This window comes from Legionella stuttgartensis, assembly GCF_977063405.2.
In genome coordinates this window covers 285,464-301,754 of sequence record NZ_CDRUHA020000044.1, presented here as the reverse complement: position 1 = coordinate 301,754, position 16,291 = coordinate 285,464, and the positions used below count along the sequence as shown (strand labels likewise).

Genomic DNA, 16,291 nt, shown 5'->3' with positions numbered 1-16,291 from the left:
CCCTTAATCATATTATAGTGTCTTTGTTAGAAACACAGTTAAAATTGAGAAATAAGAAATAATAAATTTTTAATTGTGACTTGCATAAAATACCTCGAATATAGCTTATGCTCTGTTTATCTTTAAGAGTTAATTAATCGGTAAATCAATAGGGATGCACGTTGAGTTTGTGTTAGAAGCGAAGAGATTTCTAAAGTTTCTTTCTCAGAATGTGCTCCAGTACCCACAGGGCCTAACCCTGCTAATGCTCCATCGACGAGGAAAGCAATGTGGGAGATATCACCTGCACCCCTGGCTGCTGGATCAAGAGGTAGGACCATTCCTTGTTCTAAGTCCTCACTTACTTGGCTGTATTGTCGTAATAATTCCTCGTTAGCAGCAGTAGGAGGCATACTCGGTATTCCATCTTGAAATTTAATAGAGGCCGTGGTTCCTGGCAAATGATCCGCAACAATATCATTTATTTTTTTCTCGGCCTCATTTTTTTGATCTTCAGTAATAAAACGTAAGTCGCCATTTGCCATAGCAATTTTTGCAATCACATTGTCTTTACCAAAAGCAGCACCTTGAATGCTATTTCTATTGTTAATCGTGGTCCCTCCTAAAATAAGACCTGGATTAAATGATAAAAAGTGCTCCCGACTCAGTTTAGTGCGCATTGTATTTAGGATTCTTACTAGCTCGAATGTAGCGCCATAACCTGCTTGTTGTTGAAAAATTTCAGAGGAGTGGGCCTCATTGCCGTATGCCACCACTTCCCAGTGTGCTATGCCTCTACGTGCAACGGTGACTGTATCTGATGTAATTGACCATTCAAAATCCAGGGCAATATCACTGTTTTTTGCCGCATCAATTAAAGGTTTTCTCGAAATTGAGATCGGTTTTCCCGAGTCTTCTTCATCACCTGTTAAAATAATCGTTATATTTGCATTATCTAGAGCATGTGTTTCTTGCAATGCTTTCAATGCATAAAGGATAACAATCACGCCACCTTTGTCATCGATGATTCCTGGACCTGTTGCCACATTTCCTTTACGTACAAAATGTTGAAATGGACTATTTGCAGGAAACACGGTATCCAGATGGCCAATTAAAAGCAGTTTCTTGCCTTTATTACCGGTATGCTGGGCAACCAATGTTCCCGCCCGTTGAAGGGCTGGTGGCTCAGCAACCCAAGATGTTTTAAATCCAAGTTTCTCTAATTGGGGACGTATAATATTTCCAACTTTATGAATGCCTTTATGATTGGTAGTGCCGCTGTTGATATTGACTAATTGTTCCAGTAATAAAAGTTGCGCTTGAGATTGAGTTGTAATGTACTGAGTTATTTGATTTTCTACTGGAGTGAGATTGTTCGCGTTTGAAATTTGAACGCTCAGATTTAAGAAAAGAAAAAAAGTGCCAGCGAACTTTTTCATTATATTTTTGGTTCCAAAAACTAATTTGTTTATGCAGCAATCATACACTTTTGCAAAAAAGAAAAAACTCAGTTAAGACGTTTAATTTATTCTAATTAGGGGGATTTATTTGCTGCCGCACGAACTAAGTGTTCGTTCACAGGAAGTATAACCTTGTTTTGAGGTTTCTTTAAGAATTTGGTCGCAGCAATTTACAAGTGCATCAAAGTTCTGAGATGTCTCTCCTTGATGCGAGAGAAAAGACGCTGCTTCTCGAAATAGGGTGAGGCTGGAGACCAGTTTTTTGGTATCAACCTCTCCATGCATGAGCATAAGAACCGGAATTTTTCTTTTTAATTGTTGCTCTACCAATTGAGCAATTGCATAATAATTACCGAACAATACTTCATTTTGCAAATAGTCACAGGCTTCTTTGAAATCAACCACACCAAAATGTTGCGACATTGAACTAAATCCAAGTTCTTTCAATTGAGGAAATATATACCATATCCAATGGCTTTGTTTGCTTCCAGCTTCAAGTTCAGCATAAGCTTCTTGGAATGAAACATACATATCTTGGCCTTGTTGGGCTTTGATAAAGCGTTGAATGTTGCTCATCACGAATATGCCTTAATTAGCCAGGTAATTTTTATAAAAATAGTTAAGATAGAGCAATATGACAAGTGGAATTTATACTTTTGTATGGAGAACAGTTTTAGGACTCTTACCCAAGAACGCGTCGTATTTCAGCTTCTTGTAAGCGTTCGGCAAAAGCCTCATCGGATTCTATTTGCTCACCTTTTTCATTTGTAAGAGCCTCTGCTTTATCAATCTTATCAACATCAATCTTATTTTTAACTTGAGCAAACATACCTTGAGCCGATGCAGCTTGAATGAGTTCTTTTACATTTTTTCGATAAAGGTCAACTTTATCTTTTTCGCTTTGAGTGCTTACAGTTGCGACAATCACTTCCTCTTCTTTTTTAGAAAAGGATCCGTCTTTTTCTGCTCGTTTTTGGCGTTTATGGGGTACAGGGGATTTTTCAATATACTCTTCTTTAGAGGGTTTAATCTGTGGCTGAGTTAATTGTTCGACACTCGTTGTCCAATGTGCATTACCCTCATTATTTAGAGTAACAGTTGGAAGATGAGGTCTAGCTACTCCATTTTCTTTACCCACCACGTGAAGATTTACATCAAGATGTGCGGCGATTTCTTTTAAATCATCATGTGTAGCCCATCGCCCTTGTTCCTTGATTTTTTCTACGCCCTTTAAAATCACAGAGTGTGGATTTTCTTTGTCTTCAGATATTACGTCATGTATCACTACATCTCGAATATGGTTGAGCACAATTGTCTCTGGTGAAACAGGAGATGGTTTTTCAAGTGTTTCACGTAAGGTCTGAGCGGTTTGTTTTGCTAAGAGTAGAACTTCAGGAGATAAAGCTAATTCATTAAATTGACTTATACTAGCAAGAGAACCTTTATTATCTAAATAAAATTGAACCAGTTCTTTAAATTTGCCAAATATTGGGGTTGATTCAATTTGAGCTCGGTTGTCTTTTAATACCTCTTCCCCTCTTTTTCTATTAATCACTTCGTCCTTGTATATATTAAAAGCGATATTTCTTAAGGACATTTGTAACATGAATAAGAGTTGATTTTTGTAATTTCTAGGTGAGTGATACAATTGATTTAAGTCAACTTCTAGAATTTCTTGCAAATCGACGTTGCGAAGCCCCTCGGTTTTCCAACGATCATAGGTTTTACTTGTTCCGTCGAGGGCGTGCTCGTTTTGAATGGTGTTGATTAATCCTATTGCAAAAGCATAAAATCCACAGTCACCGCCACCAGAATTATCTATTCTATAAGACATTTTATGCTCACTTTTAGGATTTATATTTACATATATTACACAAATTATACAATATTAACATTAAGTAATTATTATGTAATTGATGCTTCGTGGATGATACATTAATAGACAAAATGATTTTTATCAAATAAAATATGGTTTATTTTTATGCAGAAAGTAGTAACAAGCGAATCAAAGGAGGTTTGAAAGCATGAGCTTAATTGATAATAGGATTATAAAGGCCTCCTTTAGAGAAAACCCAGTAGAAGAACGAAAACTCTTTCCTCAATCTTCTTGTCTTATGCCAATTAGTGTTGGACAAGCGATTCATGAGGGCGAAAAATTCGCAGCGGTTATTAAATTAATTAACGCCTCATTTAAACAGTGTACCATTCTTGTTGATGATAGTGTTCAACGTCACACTATAGGTATTATGAATTATGCAGCCCCGGATGAATTATATCAGTTAGCTGTACAAGAAGGGGATGATTGGTTGAAACGAAATGAAATGGCTTATAATGAATTAACCATTCCTTTTGAGATTATGCGCTGGGATGATTGGTATAACAGTCAAAACTACATTAACAATCATATTCGTGTGCAAAAGGAATATAATGCCAATGAATCATTTCGTGATGCAATTAATGCTAATATTGACGAGTTTTTAACCCGATACTTGAGCCGATTTTCTGCTGTGGATGTTGATCATGAACGAGCATTTAGCCTCTGTCTTGATTATTTGATTGAAGAGTGTTCAGTGATGTGCTTGTGGACAGAAAAAGCTTATGATTTCGAAGTTTATCCCAGTGGAAGAAATAAGGCGATGGCTGCCACTTATGAGCATTTGATAAAGCCTTATTATCCAGACTACTTAAGGCCTGTTGCACTGCGATTTAAAAAATATCCTGCAAAAACACCAGTAGAGAGTTTGGAAGTGATTCAAGAAGTTGTTCCTGAAAATGAGTCGGTAATTGGCAGTTTCGAGTTTTAATTCTGCCTTAGTGCAACGCAGCGGAACGGGATTTTTGGGGCATGAATCAGGCCTCTCAATTCCAGTCTCCGCTGGCACCACACTCAGGCTATATGCTTGATTAATAAGGTGATTTTGTTTTTATCCATTTTCTAATTTCAGAGGTTGTTTCCTCAATGACGCGTAGGATTTGCTGATATAACTGTTCTGATAAAGCGCGTTGACCTGATTTCCAATAACACTCAAAGTATTGGCAGGCTATTTTTAAACGAATGGCTCCAACATATACCACTCCCCCTTTTATTTTATGAGCAAGTTTTTGAATTTTTTCCCAGTCACCTTGCTCATGAGCTCTTTTGAGCAGGACAACATCTTCCACAAAAGAGTGACTCAACATCAGGTTGAGCATTCCGCAAAGCGTTGCTTCTGTGCCAGTAGTTTTAATTCCTTCTTCAACATCAAGTATTGGAAATTCAGCGAGTTGAAAAAATTGTTCTTCTTTTGTTGGTAAATCAAAGAGACCATGTTCGGGAGAAGTCCCTTTTTCTATAGAGGGGATAAATGAATTTAAAATATCACAACAATTTTTTTGAGTGAGTGGTTTGCTAAGTACAGCATTTATCCCGGATTCAATACATCGTTGTTTGTTTTCTTCCCCTATATGAGCTGTTAACGCAATGATGGGAGTATGATGATTTTTAGCGATTTCTTGCACTCGAATATGGCGCGTTACTTGATATCCATCCATATCGGGTAAACCGATATCCATAAAAATTAAATCATATTTATTTTTCTTCCAGAGCCCTAAAGCCGTTTGCCCATCAGCGGCTACATCAACCTGACAGTCACACTGATGAAGCATTTCTTTGGCGATGGTTTGTGCAATGGTATTGTCTTCAACCAGTAAGATACGGTGTTTAAATGGTTTTTCCAATTGAGCTGGATGTTTATTGGTGATGGGAGTATTTTGCTCCAATCTTGGAATAGTAGAATCAATAAAATCTTTATCAATACCGGTTTCATCCTCAAGAAGAGCTGTTTTTAAGGGAATGACACAAGTAAATGAGGTTCCTTTTGCAACTGTACTTTCAACATATATCTCACCATCTAATTCATCAATAAATTGTTTGATTACAGCAAGCCCTAGACCCGCTCCTTTATAAATTCCCTTGTAGGAAGGTGTTAGACGTTTAAATTGGAGAAAAATTTCCTGTTGTTTATCCTTGGGGATACCTATACCGCTATCTTCTACAATGAATTTAATGACGACCTCACGGTTTTCCTGTTTGGCTAATTTAGCTGTTAACGTCACAAAACCCGAGTCGGTAAAATTTAGCGAATTGGCAATTAATTCAAGTAGAATTCGATGGATGCGGACGGGATCGCCGATGAGATATTGGGGGATATTGGTATCAAAATCCAGCGATAAATCCAGGAGTTTTGCAGATGCTTTGGCCTTGTTAAGATCAATAATGTGTTGAGCCACTTTTTGCAGAACGAATTTTTTTCTCACTTTGGGCACTTCGCCAGAACTTACATGAATGGCTTCAAGCACATCATCCATAAAATCAAGAAGGGCATGGCTTGATGCAACCAGATTATCTGCATATTCGTTAATTCGAGGGGTTTGGGCCTCGTATTTGATAAGATCTGCAAATCCAACAATGCCAGTAAGAGGGGTACGGAGGTCGTGACGCATATTTTCAAGAAATTCTGTTTTTGCAAGACTCGCTGCTTCAGCTTTTTCTTTTGCAATATTGAGTTCTGCTTCAATTTTTTTTCTGTCAGTTATATTAATTGAAATACCTAATACTCCTGTAATTTCCCCTTTTTTATTGCGCATCGGTGATTTATGACTTAAGACAATGGCTTTTTTACCATCGATTTGGGCTTTTTCCTCAATGATTTCAGTTTCACCAGTCTGCATGATATGAAGATCATTTTGGCGAAATAATTCGGCTTGATTCTCACCCCAAGGTAAATCAAAATCAGTTTTTCCTACAATTTCATAACCAAATTGAAATCCTAAATTCTGAGCCTGTCGGTTGTTGCAACCTAAATACACTCCATTCTTGTCTTTCCAATATACATGGCCTGGCATATGAGCAAGAATGTTTTCCAAAGTGGATTGTGTTTTTTCTTGGCTTAAACGGAGATCGGCTTCTTGTTTTTTACGGTTGGTTATATTTAACGAAACACCTACAATCCCGATGACATTACCTTTTTCGTCGCGGAGAGGAGTTTTTCTGGTTAATACTACTACTTGTTGTCCGTTTGCTATGGTTCCGGCTTCTTCCAATTCTAAGGATGTATTAAGCGCCATTACTTTTAAATCATTATTCCGAATTGTTTCTGCAGAAGCCGCCCATGGCATTTCAAAATCTGTTTTTCCAATGATGGATTCCATGCCAGTCAGTTCCAACATGTTGTCATTACAACCCAAGTACACTCCATTTTGGTCCTTCCAATAAATACTTCCGGGTAATGCTTTAAATATGCTTGCAAGAATAGAAGAATTGGCTTCGACGGGAGGAGTGGGAGCCTCCTTTATATAACTGGTTTTAACTTTAGGTTTCTTTTCTGACATAAGCTGTTCTCTTTTATTCTTAAAGTTATAGACCCAATATCGACTACATACAAGATAAGGATTTATAAAAGTATTACTATTTTTTTCTTGCTAAATTACCTATCAGAGTTTTTAATTAAGAAGTGTTTATTTACTTGGAGCAAGGAATGCCAGTTAGTAAAGAATGCATTATACTATTACAAAATTTAGTGGATGGATATAGGTTAGAAGGGAAGGAAGATAGGGATTATTCCTTTGTATACTCTTTATTAAAAGAATTTTCATTTCTAGTAGTTCAGCACCAAAAAAATCACAAAGACGAACGAATAATTGGTTTTCTTAGTGCTTCGGCATTGATTCTTGAAGAAAATCCTTGTTTTGCGAAAGTATGTAGAACATTTTTAATCTCTTACCAACAAAAAACGCATACTTTAGATTCAATGTTGGATACGAAGTTAAATATTAAATCCGAATTAGATGCGTCATGGGGAAAGAAACAGGAATCCGAAGCGAACCATTCTATAGGGCCTTCTCCTTTTTTTCTGGAATTACAAGAAGCAATTGCCAAACGAGCACAGCGTCTTGCTGGAAAAGAAATACTAGAAAAGCCTAATCCTTAGATGGTTTGCAAGCGAATTCATGATACCTTTAAAGGATTGATTCCGTATGAATGTAAATTTCTATTATTCATTTTAGTAGTTTATTGTATTAATTTATCCGAAGAGTGTGCGAATTATCTTTAATTTCCATTGATTATAGGGCTTGTATTTAATAGGTAGCTCAAACCAAAAAGGTCTTTTCAAAATGCTTTTGAAATGACTGAAGGATTTAAATCCTGCTTCGCCATGGTAACTTCCCATACCACTTTCTCCAACACCACCAAAAGGAAGATGAGCGTTACAAATATGCATAATCACATCATTAATACAGCCTCCTCCAAAAGAAATCTCATTTAAAACTCGAGTTTGCAGATCGGAATTTTTTCCAAAAACATAAAGTGATAAAGGGTGGGGTCGCATTTTTATTTCCTGCAAAACAGGTTGCAGATCGCTAAAAGGGATAACAGGTAAAATCGGCCCAAAAATTTCTTCTTTCATGATTTCATCGGCAAAATTTACATCCTTAAGAATCGTGGGCTCAATGTATTTTTCTGCTTCAATGACGAGGCCTCCGGTGAATATTTTTTGCGGATCGATGAGTTTTTTTAAACGCTGTACATGTTTTTGATCGATAATCCGTACATAGCTTTCACTTTCAAGCGGGTTGGGGCCAATAATTTTGTGGATTTGTTTTTTAAGTTCTTCCAGTAGCGGTTGATAAATTGATTGTTCAACTAAAAGATAATCAGGGGCAATACAGGTTTGGCCTGCATTTAAAAATTTACCCCAGACAATTCGCTGGGCTGAGATTTTGAGATCTGCATCAGCAAAAACAAAGCACGGACTTTTTCCACCTAATTCGAGAGTTACAGGAGTTAAGTGTTCTGCTGCAGCTTTTGCCACAATTTTCCCTACGGTAGTGCTGCCTGTAAAAAATAGTTTATCAAAACGAAAACTAAGAAGCTCCTGAGTTATTTCAGGGCCTCCTTCAGCAACATAAAGATAAGCTGGATCAAAATTTTGATTTATTATTTGTGCCAAGACTGTTGAGGTATTTTGGGGTAGTTCACTTGGTTTGATGATGCTGGTGTTCCCTGCTGCCATAGCCGAGATTAACGGAATTAATGTTAATTGATAAGGGTAATTCCAGGCGCCAATAATTAGAGTCGTGCCATAAGGTTCAGGTAAGATAAAACTTTTTGCCGGTTGAACAATCAACTCTGTTCTTTTCGATCTGGGCTTAGCCCATTTATGTACCCATTTAATTGCCTGATCAAGCTCATGATATATCATGCCAAGTTCAGTTAAATAGGTTTCAAATTTAGATTTTTTTATATCTGCATAAAGCGCTTCATAGAGAAGTGGCTCATTTTGCTTGAGAATGGTTTTTAATTTCTGAAGTTGCTGTTTACGAAAATCAATCTTTTTAGCCTGTCCGCCAGCAGCAAATGTTCTCTGCTTTTCAACAACAGTTTGGATATTCATGAATTAATACCTGTGCAAAAAGTTTTTATTTATCAGCAGTTAAGCCTATCATTCTAGTTAAATCTTCCAGGCTTCGCTAGAGATTGGTTGTGTTTTTTTCGATTGCCGTTTTCCCTTAGTGGTTAAAACAGGTCCCAGTCTTGATACCGCGCATGAGCGCGGTACGTAGGGGAAACATTCTTGGGGCTCTTAGGCGTATATCGTAGAGGGAAAACATTCAAAGGTAGTCGGTTTTGGTTACCAACACCTAGGCCAAGGCAAATTAAATTTTATATTCTGGTGCTGCACCTTTCTTATAAACCAAGACGGTTCGTTCAAATGACATAAATAGTTCTTTATGTTGGTTAATTCCTCTTGTTTCTACGGTAACAATTCCTTGATTGGGCCTTGATTTTGATTCGCGTTTTGCTTTTATTTCGCTTTCGGCATAAATGGTATCTCCTTCAAATACGGGTTTTAGTAATTTGACTTTATCCCATTCCAAATTAGCGACCACTTTCTTAGAGATCGTATTGACAGTCATTCCTGTGATAATCGCTAGTGTAAATGTGCTATCAACTAAAGGTTTCTTCCATTCCGTTTGTTCGGCATAATGAGCATCGAAATGCAATTGAGCTGTATTCATCGTCAGTAACGTAAACCAAATATTGTCATTTTGAGTAATGGTCCTACCAGGTCGGTGCTCAATAATTTGTCCTATTTCAAAATCTTCAAAATAAAAGCCAAAATCTTCACGCAAGCGATTGTTTCCAACAGATTTGTAACTTTGCTGAGACATATTCATTACCTTTTTAAATGTTCTGATAATTTAAGCACCTCTTGAGCATGTTGGTAGATAGGGACATCAATCATTTGACCTTCATATTGACAGGCTTTCCCTCCAGCTTGTTCGTAGAGTGCAACAATTTTTTTGGCACGTTCAATCTCTTTTTTATCCGGTGCGAAATTGTGTTTTATCGGGGTGATTTGTCTGGGATGAATAGCAAGTTTTCCTTTAAAACCAAGCTCCTTAACTCGAATTACTTCGGAAATTAATTGTTCTTCATTCGTAAAATCGAAAAAAGGGGAGTCAATGGCAGGAATATGAGTCAGAGCGGCCGCCTGGATGATTTGCTGACGCGCGTATAAAAGAACATCCCAGTTCATATCACAACCTACATCGACGGCAAAATCTGCTGCCCCAAAGACCAGACCGCTTACTGGGGAATCAGTAACAATTGAATTTAGGTTCAATAATCCCTTGGCGGTCTCAATTAATGCTAAAAGTTTAATGTTGCGTGCTTCCAAATTAAGTACTTTATAAATAATGTTTAATTCTTCAGCACTTTCTGTTTTAGGATATAAAATGGCATCACAATATATATGTTCTTGTTTGAATGCGAGCAAGTCAGACAACCCGGCATCAGTGGTTATATGATTGATGCGTACAATTATGAGTAGCTCAGGATGTTTGCTTCGCAAAAACTGAATAACATGGTTGCGGGCGCTGTCTTTTTCGTCAGGTGGAACAGCATCTTCCAACTCCAATATAAAGCCGTTTGCTCCAGAAGCCAATGCTTTTGCAAAAAGCTCTGGTTTGTTACCTGGGGTAAATAACAGGGCAGGGGAAATTGATAAGTCCATTTTAAATAAATCCTTGTTGTTTCGCTTGTTGCTCTAATTGTTCACGAAATTTTGGATGAGCAATTTTAATTAATTGATGTGTTCTTTCTGTGGTGGAGCGTCCTTTCAATTGTGCTACTCCATATTCAGTGACCACATAATCAATATCAAGTCGGGTATCTGTGGCTATGGAAGAAAGTCGAGGCACAATACGGGATAAGGTTTCCCTCCTTGCAGTGGAACTACTGGCAATGATCGTTTTTCCGCCTTCTGAATAATGAACGCCACGGATAAAATCCAATTGTCCTCCTGGACCAGAAAATTGATGCCCAATAAATTCTGCATTCACTTGTCCACTAAAATCAATCTCAATGAAGGCGTTGACGGAGGTCATGAGATTGTTTTTCGCAATCACATTGGGTTCATTAACATAGGAAACTGGAAGACAAAACATGGATGGATTATTGTCAATAAAATCATATAATTGCTTATCTCCAATCGCAAAAGTAAACACATTAACATAAGGGTGTAATGTTTTATTTGTATTTGTAACCACTCCTTTTTTGATGAGATCAATTAAGCCATCCGTCATCACCTCAGTGTGAATCCCTAGATTTTTATGATGAGCGAGTTGTTCACATACTGCATTAGGCACTCCTCCTATCCCCATTTGAATGGTTGCACCATCTGGGATTAGAGCGGTGATGTGTTGGCCTATTTGACGATCCAATTCACTTGCGGGCTTTGATGCTCCTTCGAGCAAGTCGACGGTGTTTTCGACAATGGCATCAACCTCACTCACATGAATTAAAGTAGATCCTGCAGTTCTGGGCATATTTTCGTTTACTTCTACGATCAATTTATTGGCATAGCGTGCCAGTTCAATCGCATAATCGCCATTGGGGCCCAAATTGAAAAAGCCAAATTTATCCATAGGAGCCACGGTGACAATAAAAGCATCCAATTTTGTGATGGACTTAATGGTATCAGGGTAGCGACTAAAACTTATGGGTACAAAATTGATGTATTTCTTTCCTAAGGTATATCCACGCTCGGCTAATTCAACTTCTCCTTGTGACATCATTGAAGTGTAGGGCCTAATAATATGGAGTAATTCTTCTTGAAAAATTGTCTGTAGAGCAACAGGACCACAGCGAAGATAATAAACTTTCACTTCTTTTAAATCACCTGCCTTCGCACGCGCAGCAAGAGCATGGCAAAGAGCTGGGGGAGTAGCGACACGCATACCCATGGAAATTACGGCCGTGGGGGGAATCAGATTGACAGCTTCATCTGGGGAATGTAATTTTCGTTGGTATTGTTTATCAAAGCTCATTCGTCATCCCTAATAAATACGCAAAATGTGCCGATTGAAATTATGATTATCTATCAGGCTTGTTAAATGTCAATCGTAGCAGGCGTTGTAACACGTACTTCTAATTTCATGTTTAATGAAACGATTCAGGTAGTAGTTTTAATAAACTGCTTCAGCCGTACTTGAGGAAAAGGTCTCTTTGGGAAGCTATTCTTGGTAGGAAATACCTAGAATGTTTAGGCCTCGTTCAATATCATCTGCGACCATTGGTCTGGATAATAAATATTCTCCAGTATGGTCAGTCAGTTCCTCTTGAGCAAAATTTAATGCCTCTTCCCACTCATCCTGAGTATAGTCTCCTCGACCTAAATACATTAATGCAACTAAGGTAGCTTGTTGATCAGGTCGTAAATTATCAACGAATTCGGTGATCTCTTGATAAACCGGATCGTCTTGGTAATCGGCTAACACATATAGTGAATCCATTTCGTCGGTGACTTCCGGAAAACTAACGTCTTCCTTGGCTTGAAATTGTCGGGCTTTATAAAGAAGATCACCAATTGTTTCACTATCAAGATTCAACATATTCATCTCCTTATTCCTATGTCAATAAATAATCGCTTAAATAAAATATAGTTTATTAATTAGGATCCTCAAGCGGATAGTTTATTTATGGGTATGTAGGTATTCTTAGTGAGCTTACTCATATGAGAAAATATAGAACTCGTATGAGTTCTATATAATTTACTAACGAGTTTTAGAATGAGTAGAGGAGTCTTTTGGATTTATTTCTTCTAACTCATCGTGAAAAGTTAAATCAGAATAAGTTCTAGGTTTTACCTGTGAAACGGTGTTTAAGACTCCATATTCAAATGCCTTCATGAGGTCTATTCTATATGAAGAATTTTGCACCTTAGAAATTTGTTTGCGGAGGTCGCTTAATCCTTCCCAATCAAAAGTTGGTTTATTGACCTCAAAATACCTCTTGAAATAGTTCACCGCCTGTTCTTGTAGCGAATCTAGTTGTCGATATATATTGATTTCATTATCAAAATCGTACAAGTACACTAATTTAGGATGAAAACTTGCAAGTTGTGTTAAGACATTTCGATAACGCTTCATTACTTCTACTGTTTCTTTGTCTAAAGGCAATAATTGAATTGAACTGAGAACGCTTTTAAGTAACGAAAAATTAAATGCTTTGGGTTGGCCCAGGTAATGGGTTTTACCATAAATATAAACTTTTGACGTTTCTTCTAGCAGATCTAAATCTATGAGGAGGGTGGACGGTATCATAATTATTTATTATTAGTATTATTAATGAAAACTTATTGTACATTATTTTTAAATGCGGTCAATTATGACAATTTCATAACAATAAATTAACTAATTGATAAAAAAAAATTTTTATAAAAAATTTTGAAAATAAGTCATAATAAATGGTGGTAAATTTATTGATTTATTTCACTCAATAACTATATTTAATATTATTTTCGTTACATTTTCTTACTATTGCGTTGTTACTAAGGAGGGTATTAACATGAAAAGTTCCGGTGAAAATAGAGCATATACTCCTAAAGATCATCTTGAAGCGGCTGCAAGCCAATTATTAAACGAAGGCAAAAGAAAGGCGAATCAGTTGTACGAAGAAGGGGTACACAAGGTGAACGAAGTAGAAGAGAACGTCAAGGAATATTCTGATCATTTAGTGAAGAAAGTACAGGAAAATCCATTAACTTCTATTTTAATTGCTGGAGGAATAGGCTTTTTGTTATCTCGATTAATGAAGAAATAATGGAAGTCTTAAAACAGTTAGAAGGTCTTATCGCTGCAAAAATATCTGTTTTTAAAACGGTTTGCTCTTTAATCCGTCTTGAAGCACGATTAGCTGGGCTTAGCCTTTTTCCTTTATTATTAAATATATGCATGCTGTTCGTTGTGTTAATTACAGCATGGTTAACGGCGATGTTCTTAACAGGGTATCTTGTGTTCCTGGTTTTAGGATATTGGGAGCTTTTGATTCCCCATCGTTTCCTGGTTTCTATTTCTCTTGTTTTTCTACTTAATGGAGGATTATTACTGGGATTACTTAAGTACTTATCCTTTAATTTAAATAGTATGAGTTTTCCAAAGACAAGAGAATTTTTTTCACAAAAGAGCGTAGAACATGAAAAACTCGAGAAAGCAGATAATAGCGCAAATTGAATTGATGAGTAATATACTCCAATCCCAGAAAAGCAGGGTTAGGGAACATGAAAAGTATTTTAGTGTAAGTGGGATTACTCGTTATCACTTAGCAACCTGGATGATGCTAATTTCTGCATTCTTTATAGGTTGGAATGCCGCACGAAAACATTGGAGTGGGAACGTGATGCGGCAAATAGTTGATATAGGGAAATTAGCGGTGCTTAATTCGTTCAAAAAAACAATTATCTCTTTTATAAAGTAATTGTTCGGATTTGGTGTTGATGCATAAGAGCTATGACCAAATACTACGATCGGAGACAGAATATCCTCCGTCGATGGGAATAATTGAACCGGTTATGAAATCTGAACCACTTGAAGAGAGAAAAACAGCCAAAGGTCCAATATCTTGAGGCTGACCCCATCTACCTAGAGGCGTTCTTTTCCGGATTTCCTCACCTCTATCGGTTTGAGGTAAAGAACCGTTAATTGCGGTTTCAAACCAACCTGGCAAAATAGCATTGACTTGTATGTTCCAGACACCCAGTTCTAATGCAAGCGAGCGTGTTAGGCCTAATATTCCTGTTTTTGTTGTCGCATATCCAATTGAATGAGGATGTCCATAAAGAGAATACATGGATCCTACATTAATAATTTTTCCCCGATGATGGATTTTCATGAGACGAGCCGCGCTTTGTGAACAAAGAAAAACCGAGGTAAGATTAGTGCTGATGAGTTGCTCCCATCCTTCAAGTGAGAGATCTAAAAGATGCTGATCTTCGTAGATACCTGCATTATTAATTAATATATCTAATTGTTCAAATTGGTCTGAAATGATTTTAAAACCATTGTGAATACTTTCTTTGCTTCGTACATTCATAGTGATTGGAATTAGCCCATATGTTTTGGCATGTTCTAGCTTTTCCTGATCTCGACCACTCACGATGACTTGTGCCCCAGCTTGCCGCAAGGCGATTGCCATAGCAAGACCTAGCCCTCCATTTCCGCCTGTGACTAAAGCAACGCAATTATTCAATGGGGTCTTTGAGTTCATAGTGATAATGTACCTTATTAATTGCAGTTAAAAATTCATCTAGATCTTCTTTTTTCAATGTAGGTGAAAGTGCAATATCAATATAGGAGCGGATGTGTTTAAAACTATTAGGGTAAAGATTGGGAATTTCGTGTCTTGCTATATCCTTGAATAAATAGCTCCAATCCCAAAATCGGCGTACATTGATTTTATTGAGATCTCCGAGGGCTTTTGTGTCTATACCTTCTGCAGTTAGCGCATCTGCAAACCAACAGCACTCTTTAATCGAACCATCTAATTCCAAAAGTAAGTTATCACCAAGAGGTAATACCTCCTCATGCCAGGTGCTGCGCGGCCTTAGGTGTTTTAAATGGGTCATACCTTGAATGGCATAATGATAATTTTGTGACAACAAATTGAGTCGCTTATTGAGTTTTTTTAATTGGGATAATCCAAGTGCCCCGCGAATTTCATCTAAGCGAAAATTAAATATGGGTAATGAGGTAAAATCAATGGCACACTGTTGCCCGCAAAAATGTTTTTCATAAAGACGCTCATAAGCTCCAGATAAAATAACGCATTTTAGGTAGAGTTCTCTATCATTTGTTAAAATAAATCCGCCTTCTCCAGTGTTTAATGATTTATCAGATTGAGTGCTGAATGCGCCTGCTAGACCATAGGTTCCTAAATATTTATTCTTCAATTTACATCCAAGACTGGGAACAGCATCCTCAATAATAGGCACACCATGTTTGCTCGCAAGCTCCATAATTTGTGGGAGAGGAGCAGGAAACCCTCTCATATGCACCACAACTAATGCACTCATATGAGGAATTTTTTTCTCAAGATCTGTTAAATCAATGTGGAGATCACGATCCACTTCGATAAGGACAGGTTTCAATTGAGCTTGGATAATGGCACTGGGTGTTGCAGTAAATGAATATGCGGGACAACCCACCAATGCATCGTTAGGTAAATTCAGAGCCATAAGGGGTAATGAAATTGCTGCAGTACCAGAACTTACAGCAAGAGCATATTCAGAGTTGAAGTAGTCTTTTAGTTCTTCTTCAAATTGACCTACTTTTGTATCCTTAATGTCACGATTATCATAACGAAATAATCGCTTACTTTTAATCACATCCAGAACAAGCTCCAGATCTTCTTCATCAATAATGACATTTCCTTTGTCATAGGTGGGCCAAGGTTTGGCTCGAACTGGGCTCCCACCATCTAATGCTAATTTTTCAAAAGAAGGGCATTCTTTTTTTCTACTACTCATACTACC

At 37.3% G+C, this 16,291-nt stretch carries 17 protein-coding genes; 5 read left to right on the top strand and 12 right to left on the bottom strand.

The features are described 5' to 3' along the window. Positions 1-122: 122 nt before the first annotated feature. From ACWTEW_RS12245 to ACWTEW_RS12235, 3 genes are all read right to left on the bottom strand, one after another. A complete protein-coding gene (locus ACWTEW_RS12245; protein WP_454781914.1) occupies positions 123-1,418 on the bottom strand; it encodes a M20/M25/M40 family metallo-hydrolase in 1,296 nt (431 codons plus the stop codon). A gap of 105 nt (positions 1,419-1,523) precedes the next feature. Beyond that, entirely contained in the window at positions 1,524-2,015 is a 492-nt protein-coding gene (locus ACWTEW_RS12240; protein WP_454781913.1) for a DUF1810 family protein, read from the bottom strand. Between the two features lie 106 nt (positions 2,016-2,121). Then, positions 2,122-3,273, bottom strand: a complete 1,152-nt coding sequence (locus tag ACWTEW_RS12235; RefSeq protein ID WP_454781912.1) for a hypothetical protein — start codon at positions 3,271-3,273, stop codon at positions 2,122-2,124. 190 nt (positions 3,274-3,463) lie between these two features. Between ACWTEW_RS12235 and ACWTEW_RS12230 the strand changes: the two genes are divergently transcribed. After that, positions 3,464-4,243 carry a hypothetical protein gene (locus ACWTEW_RS12230; RefSeq protein WP_454781911.1) on the top strand — a complete coding sequence of 260 codons (780 nt, stop codon included), beginning with the start codon at positions 3,464-3,466 and terminating at the stop codon, positions 4,241-4,243. 100 nt (positions 4,244-4,343) lie between these two features. Here ACWTEW_RS12230 and ACWTEW_RS12225 read toward each other — a convergent pair whose 3' ends face one another. Beyond that, positions 4,344-6,809 carry a PAS domain-containing sensor histidine kinase gene (locus ACWTEW_RS12225; protein ID WP_454781910.1) on the bottom strand — a complete coding sequence of 822 codons (2,466 nt, stop codon included), beginning with the start codon at positions 6,807-6,809 and terminating at the stop codon, positions 4,344-4,346. 146 nt (positions 6,810-6,955) lie between these two features. Here ACWTEW_RS12225 and ACWTEW_RS12220 point away from each other — a divergent pair, with 146 nt between their 5' ends. Further along, positions 6,956-7,408, top strand: a complete 453-nt coding sequence (locus ACWTEW_RS12220) for a hypothetical protein (RefSeq protein ID WP_454781909.1) — start codon at positions 6,956-6,958, stop codon at positions 7,406-7,408. A gap of 93 nt (positions 7,409-7,501) precedes the next feature. Here ACWTEW_RS12220 and ACWTEW_RS12215 read toward each other — a convergent pair whose 3' ends face one another. The 6 genes from ACWTEW_RS12215 to ACWTEW_RS12190 form a co-directional block, all read right to left on the bottom strand. Continuing rightward, positions 7,502-8,872 (bottom strand): aldehyde dehydrogenase, encoded by a 1,371-nt coding sequence (locus tag ACWTEW_RS12215; protein WP_454781908.1) that lies wholly within the window; start codon positions 8,870-8,872, stop codon positions 7,502-7,504. Between the two features lie 262 nt (positions 8,873-9,134). After that, complete coding sequence (locus ACWTEW_RS12210) at positions 9,135-9,650, bottom strand: MaoC/PaaZ C-terminal domain-containing protein (RefSeq protein WP_454781907.1); 516 nt, start codon at positions 9,648-9,650, stop codon at positions 9,135-9,137. A 5-nt stretch (positions 9,651-9,655) separates the two neighbouring features. Next, positions 9,656-10,495: an HpcH/HpaI aldolase/citrate lyase family protein gene (locus tag ACWTEW_RS12205; protein ID WP_454781906.1), complete on the bottom strand. Its 840-nt coding sequence runs from the start codon at positions 10,493-10,495 to the stop codon at positions 9,656-9,658. Between the two features lies 1 nt (position 10,496). Beyond that, entirely contained in the window at positions 10,497-11,810 is a 1,314-nt protein-coding gene (locus tag ACWTEW_RS12200) for an acetyl-CoA hydrolase/transferase family protein (RefSeq protein WP_454781905.1), read from the bottom strand. 186 nt (positions 11,811-11,996) lie between these two features. Then, complete coding sequence (locus ACWTEW_RS12195) at positions 11,997-12,374, bottom strand: DUF3775 domain-containing protein (RefSeq protein WP_454781904.1); 378 nt, start codon at positions 12,372-12,374, stop codon at positions 11,997-11,999. 162 nt (positions 12,375-12,536) lie between these two features. Beyond that, positions 12,537-13,085: a hypothetical protein gene (locus ACWTEW_RS12190; RefSeq protein ID WP_454781903.1), complete on the bottom strand. Its 549-nt coding sequence runs from the start codon at positions 13,083-13,085 to the stop codon at positions 12,537-12,539. Positions 13,086-13,329: 244 nt separating this feature from the next. Between ACWTEW_RS12190 and ACWTEW_RS12185 the strand changes: the two genes are divergently transcribed. Genes ACWTEW_RS12185 through ACWTEW_RS12175 form a run of 3 tightly spaced genes read left to right on the top strand, consistent with a single transcriptional unit; the run spans position 13,330 to position 14,238 of the window. Beyond that, positions 13,330-13,584: an ElaB/YgaM/YqjD family protein gene (locus ACWTEW_RS12185; protein WP_454781902.1), complete on the top strand. Its 255-nt coding sequence runs from the start codon at positions 13,330-13,332 to the stop codon at positions 13,582-13,584. Further along, the gene (locus ACWTEW_RS12180; protein WP_454781901.1) at positions 13,584-13,994 is read left to right on the top strand and encodes a hypothetical protein; all 411 of its coding nucleotides are present in this window, start codon (positions 13,584-13,586) and stop codon (positions 13,992-13,994) included. The genes ACWTEW_RS12185 and ACWTEW_RS12180 overlap by 1 nt, the downstream gene beginning before the upstream one ends. Continuing rightward, positions 13,957-14,238, top strand: coding sequence for a hypothetical protein (locus ACWTEW_RS12175; protein WP_454781900.1), 282 nt, complete (start codon positions 13,957-13,959; stop codon positions 14,236-14,238). The genes ACWTEW_RS12180 and ACWTEW_RS12175 overlap by 38 nt, the downstream gene beginning before the upstream one ends. Positions 14,239-14,268: 30 nt before the next feature. On the opposite strand, the gene ACWTEW_RS12170 is transcribed toward ACWTEW_RS12175, so the two are convergent. Next, positions 14,269-15,027: an SDR family NAD(P)-dependent oxidoreductase gene (locus ACWTEW_RS12170; protein ID WP_454781899.1), complete on the bottom strand. Its 759-nt coding sequence runs from the start codon at positions 15,025-15,027 to the stop codon at positions 14,269-14,271. After that, positions 15,002-16,285: a DegT/DnrJ/EryC1/StrS family aminotransferase gene (locus ACWTEW_RS12165; RefSeq protein WP_454781898.1), complete on the bottom strand. Its 1,284-nt coding sequence runs from the start codon at positions 16,283-16,285 to the stop codon at positions 15,002-15,004. Before ACWTEW_RS12165 ends, ACWTEW_RS12170 begins: the two co-directional genes overlap by 26 nt. Between the last annotated feature and the right edge of the window lie 6 nt (positions 16,286-16,291).

Excerpts from the sequence above, each read along its gene's own strand:
- ACWTEW_RS12170 (WP_454781899.1), bottom strand. The coding sequence starts at position 15,027 with ATGAACTCAAAGACCCCATTGAATAATTGCGTTGCTTTAGTCACAGGC.
- ACWTEW_RS12220 (WP_454781909.1), top strand. The coding sequence starts at position 6,956 with ATGCCAGTTAGTAAAGAATGCATTATACTATTACAAAATTTAGTGGAT.
- ACWTEW_RS12215 (WP_454781908.1), bottom strand. The coding sequence starts at position 8,872 with ATGAATATCCAAACTGTTGTTGAAAAGCAGAGAACATTTGCTGCTGGC.
- ACWTEW_RS12165 (WP_454781898.1), bottom strand. The coding sequence starts at position 16,285 with ATGAGTAGTAGAAAAAAAGAATGCCCTTCTTTTGAAAAATTAGCATTA.
- ACWTEW_RS12200 (WP_454781905.1), bottom strand. The coding sequence starts at position 11,810 with ATGAGCTTTGATAAACAATACCAACGAAAATTACATTCCCCAGATGAA.
- ACWTEW_RS12235 (WP_454781912.1), bottom strand. The coding sequence starts at position 3,273 with ATGTCTTATAGAATAGATAATTCTGGTGGCGGTGACTGTGGATTTTAT.
- ACWTEW_RS12245 (WP_454781914.1), bottom strand. The coding sequence starts at position 1,418 with ATGAAAAAGTTCGCTGGCACTTTTTTTCTTTTCTTAAATCTGAGCGTT.
- ACWTEW_RS12240 (WP_454781913.1), bottom strand. The coding sequence starts at position 2,015 with ATGAGCAACATTCAACGCTTTATCAAAGCCCAACAAGGCCAAGATATG.
- ACWTEW_RS12205 (WP_454781906.1), bottom strand. The coding sequence starts at position 10,495 with ATGGACTTATCAATTTCCCCTGCCCTGTTATTTACCCCAGGTAACAAA.
- ACWTEW_RS12225 (WP_454781910.1), bottom strand. The coding sequence starts at position 6,809 with ATGTCAGAAAAGAAACCTAAAGTTAAAACCAGTTATATAAAGGAGGCT.
- ACWTEW_RS12230 (WP_454781911.1), top strand. The coding sequence starts at position 3,464 with ATGAGCTTAATTGATAATAGGATTATAAAGGCCTCCTTTAGAGAAAAC.
- ACWTEW_RS12190 (WP_454781903.1), bottom strand. The coding sequence starts at position 13,085 with ATGATACCGTCCACCCTCCTCATAGATTTAGATCTGCTAGAAGAAACG.
- ACWTEW_RS12180 (WP_454781901.1), top strand. The coding sequence starts at position 13,584 with ATGGAAGTCTTAAAACAGTTAGAAGGTCTTATCGCTGCAAAAATATCT.
- ACWTEW_RS12210 (WP_454781907.1), bottom strand. The coding sequence starts at position 9,650 with ATGTCTCAGCAAAGTTACAAATCTGTTGGAAACAATCGCTTGCGTGAA.
- ACWTEW_RS12195 (WP_454781904.1), bottom strand. The coding sequence starts at position 12,374 with ATGTTGAATCTTGATAGTGAAACAATTGGTGATCTTCTTTATAAAGCC.
- ACWTEW_RS12185 (WP_454781902.1), top strand. The coding sequence starts at position 13,330 with ATGAAAAGTTCCGGTGAAAATAGAGCATATACTCCTAAAGATCATCTT.
- ACWTEW_RS12175 (WP_454781900.1), top strand. The coding sequence starts at position 13,957 with ATGAAAAACTCGAGAAAGCAGATAATAGCGCAAATTGAATTGATGAGT.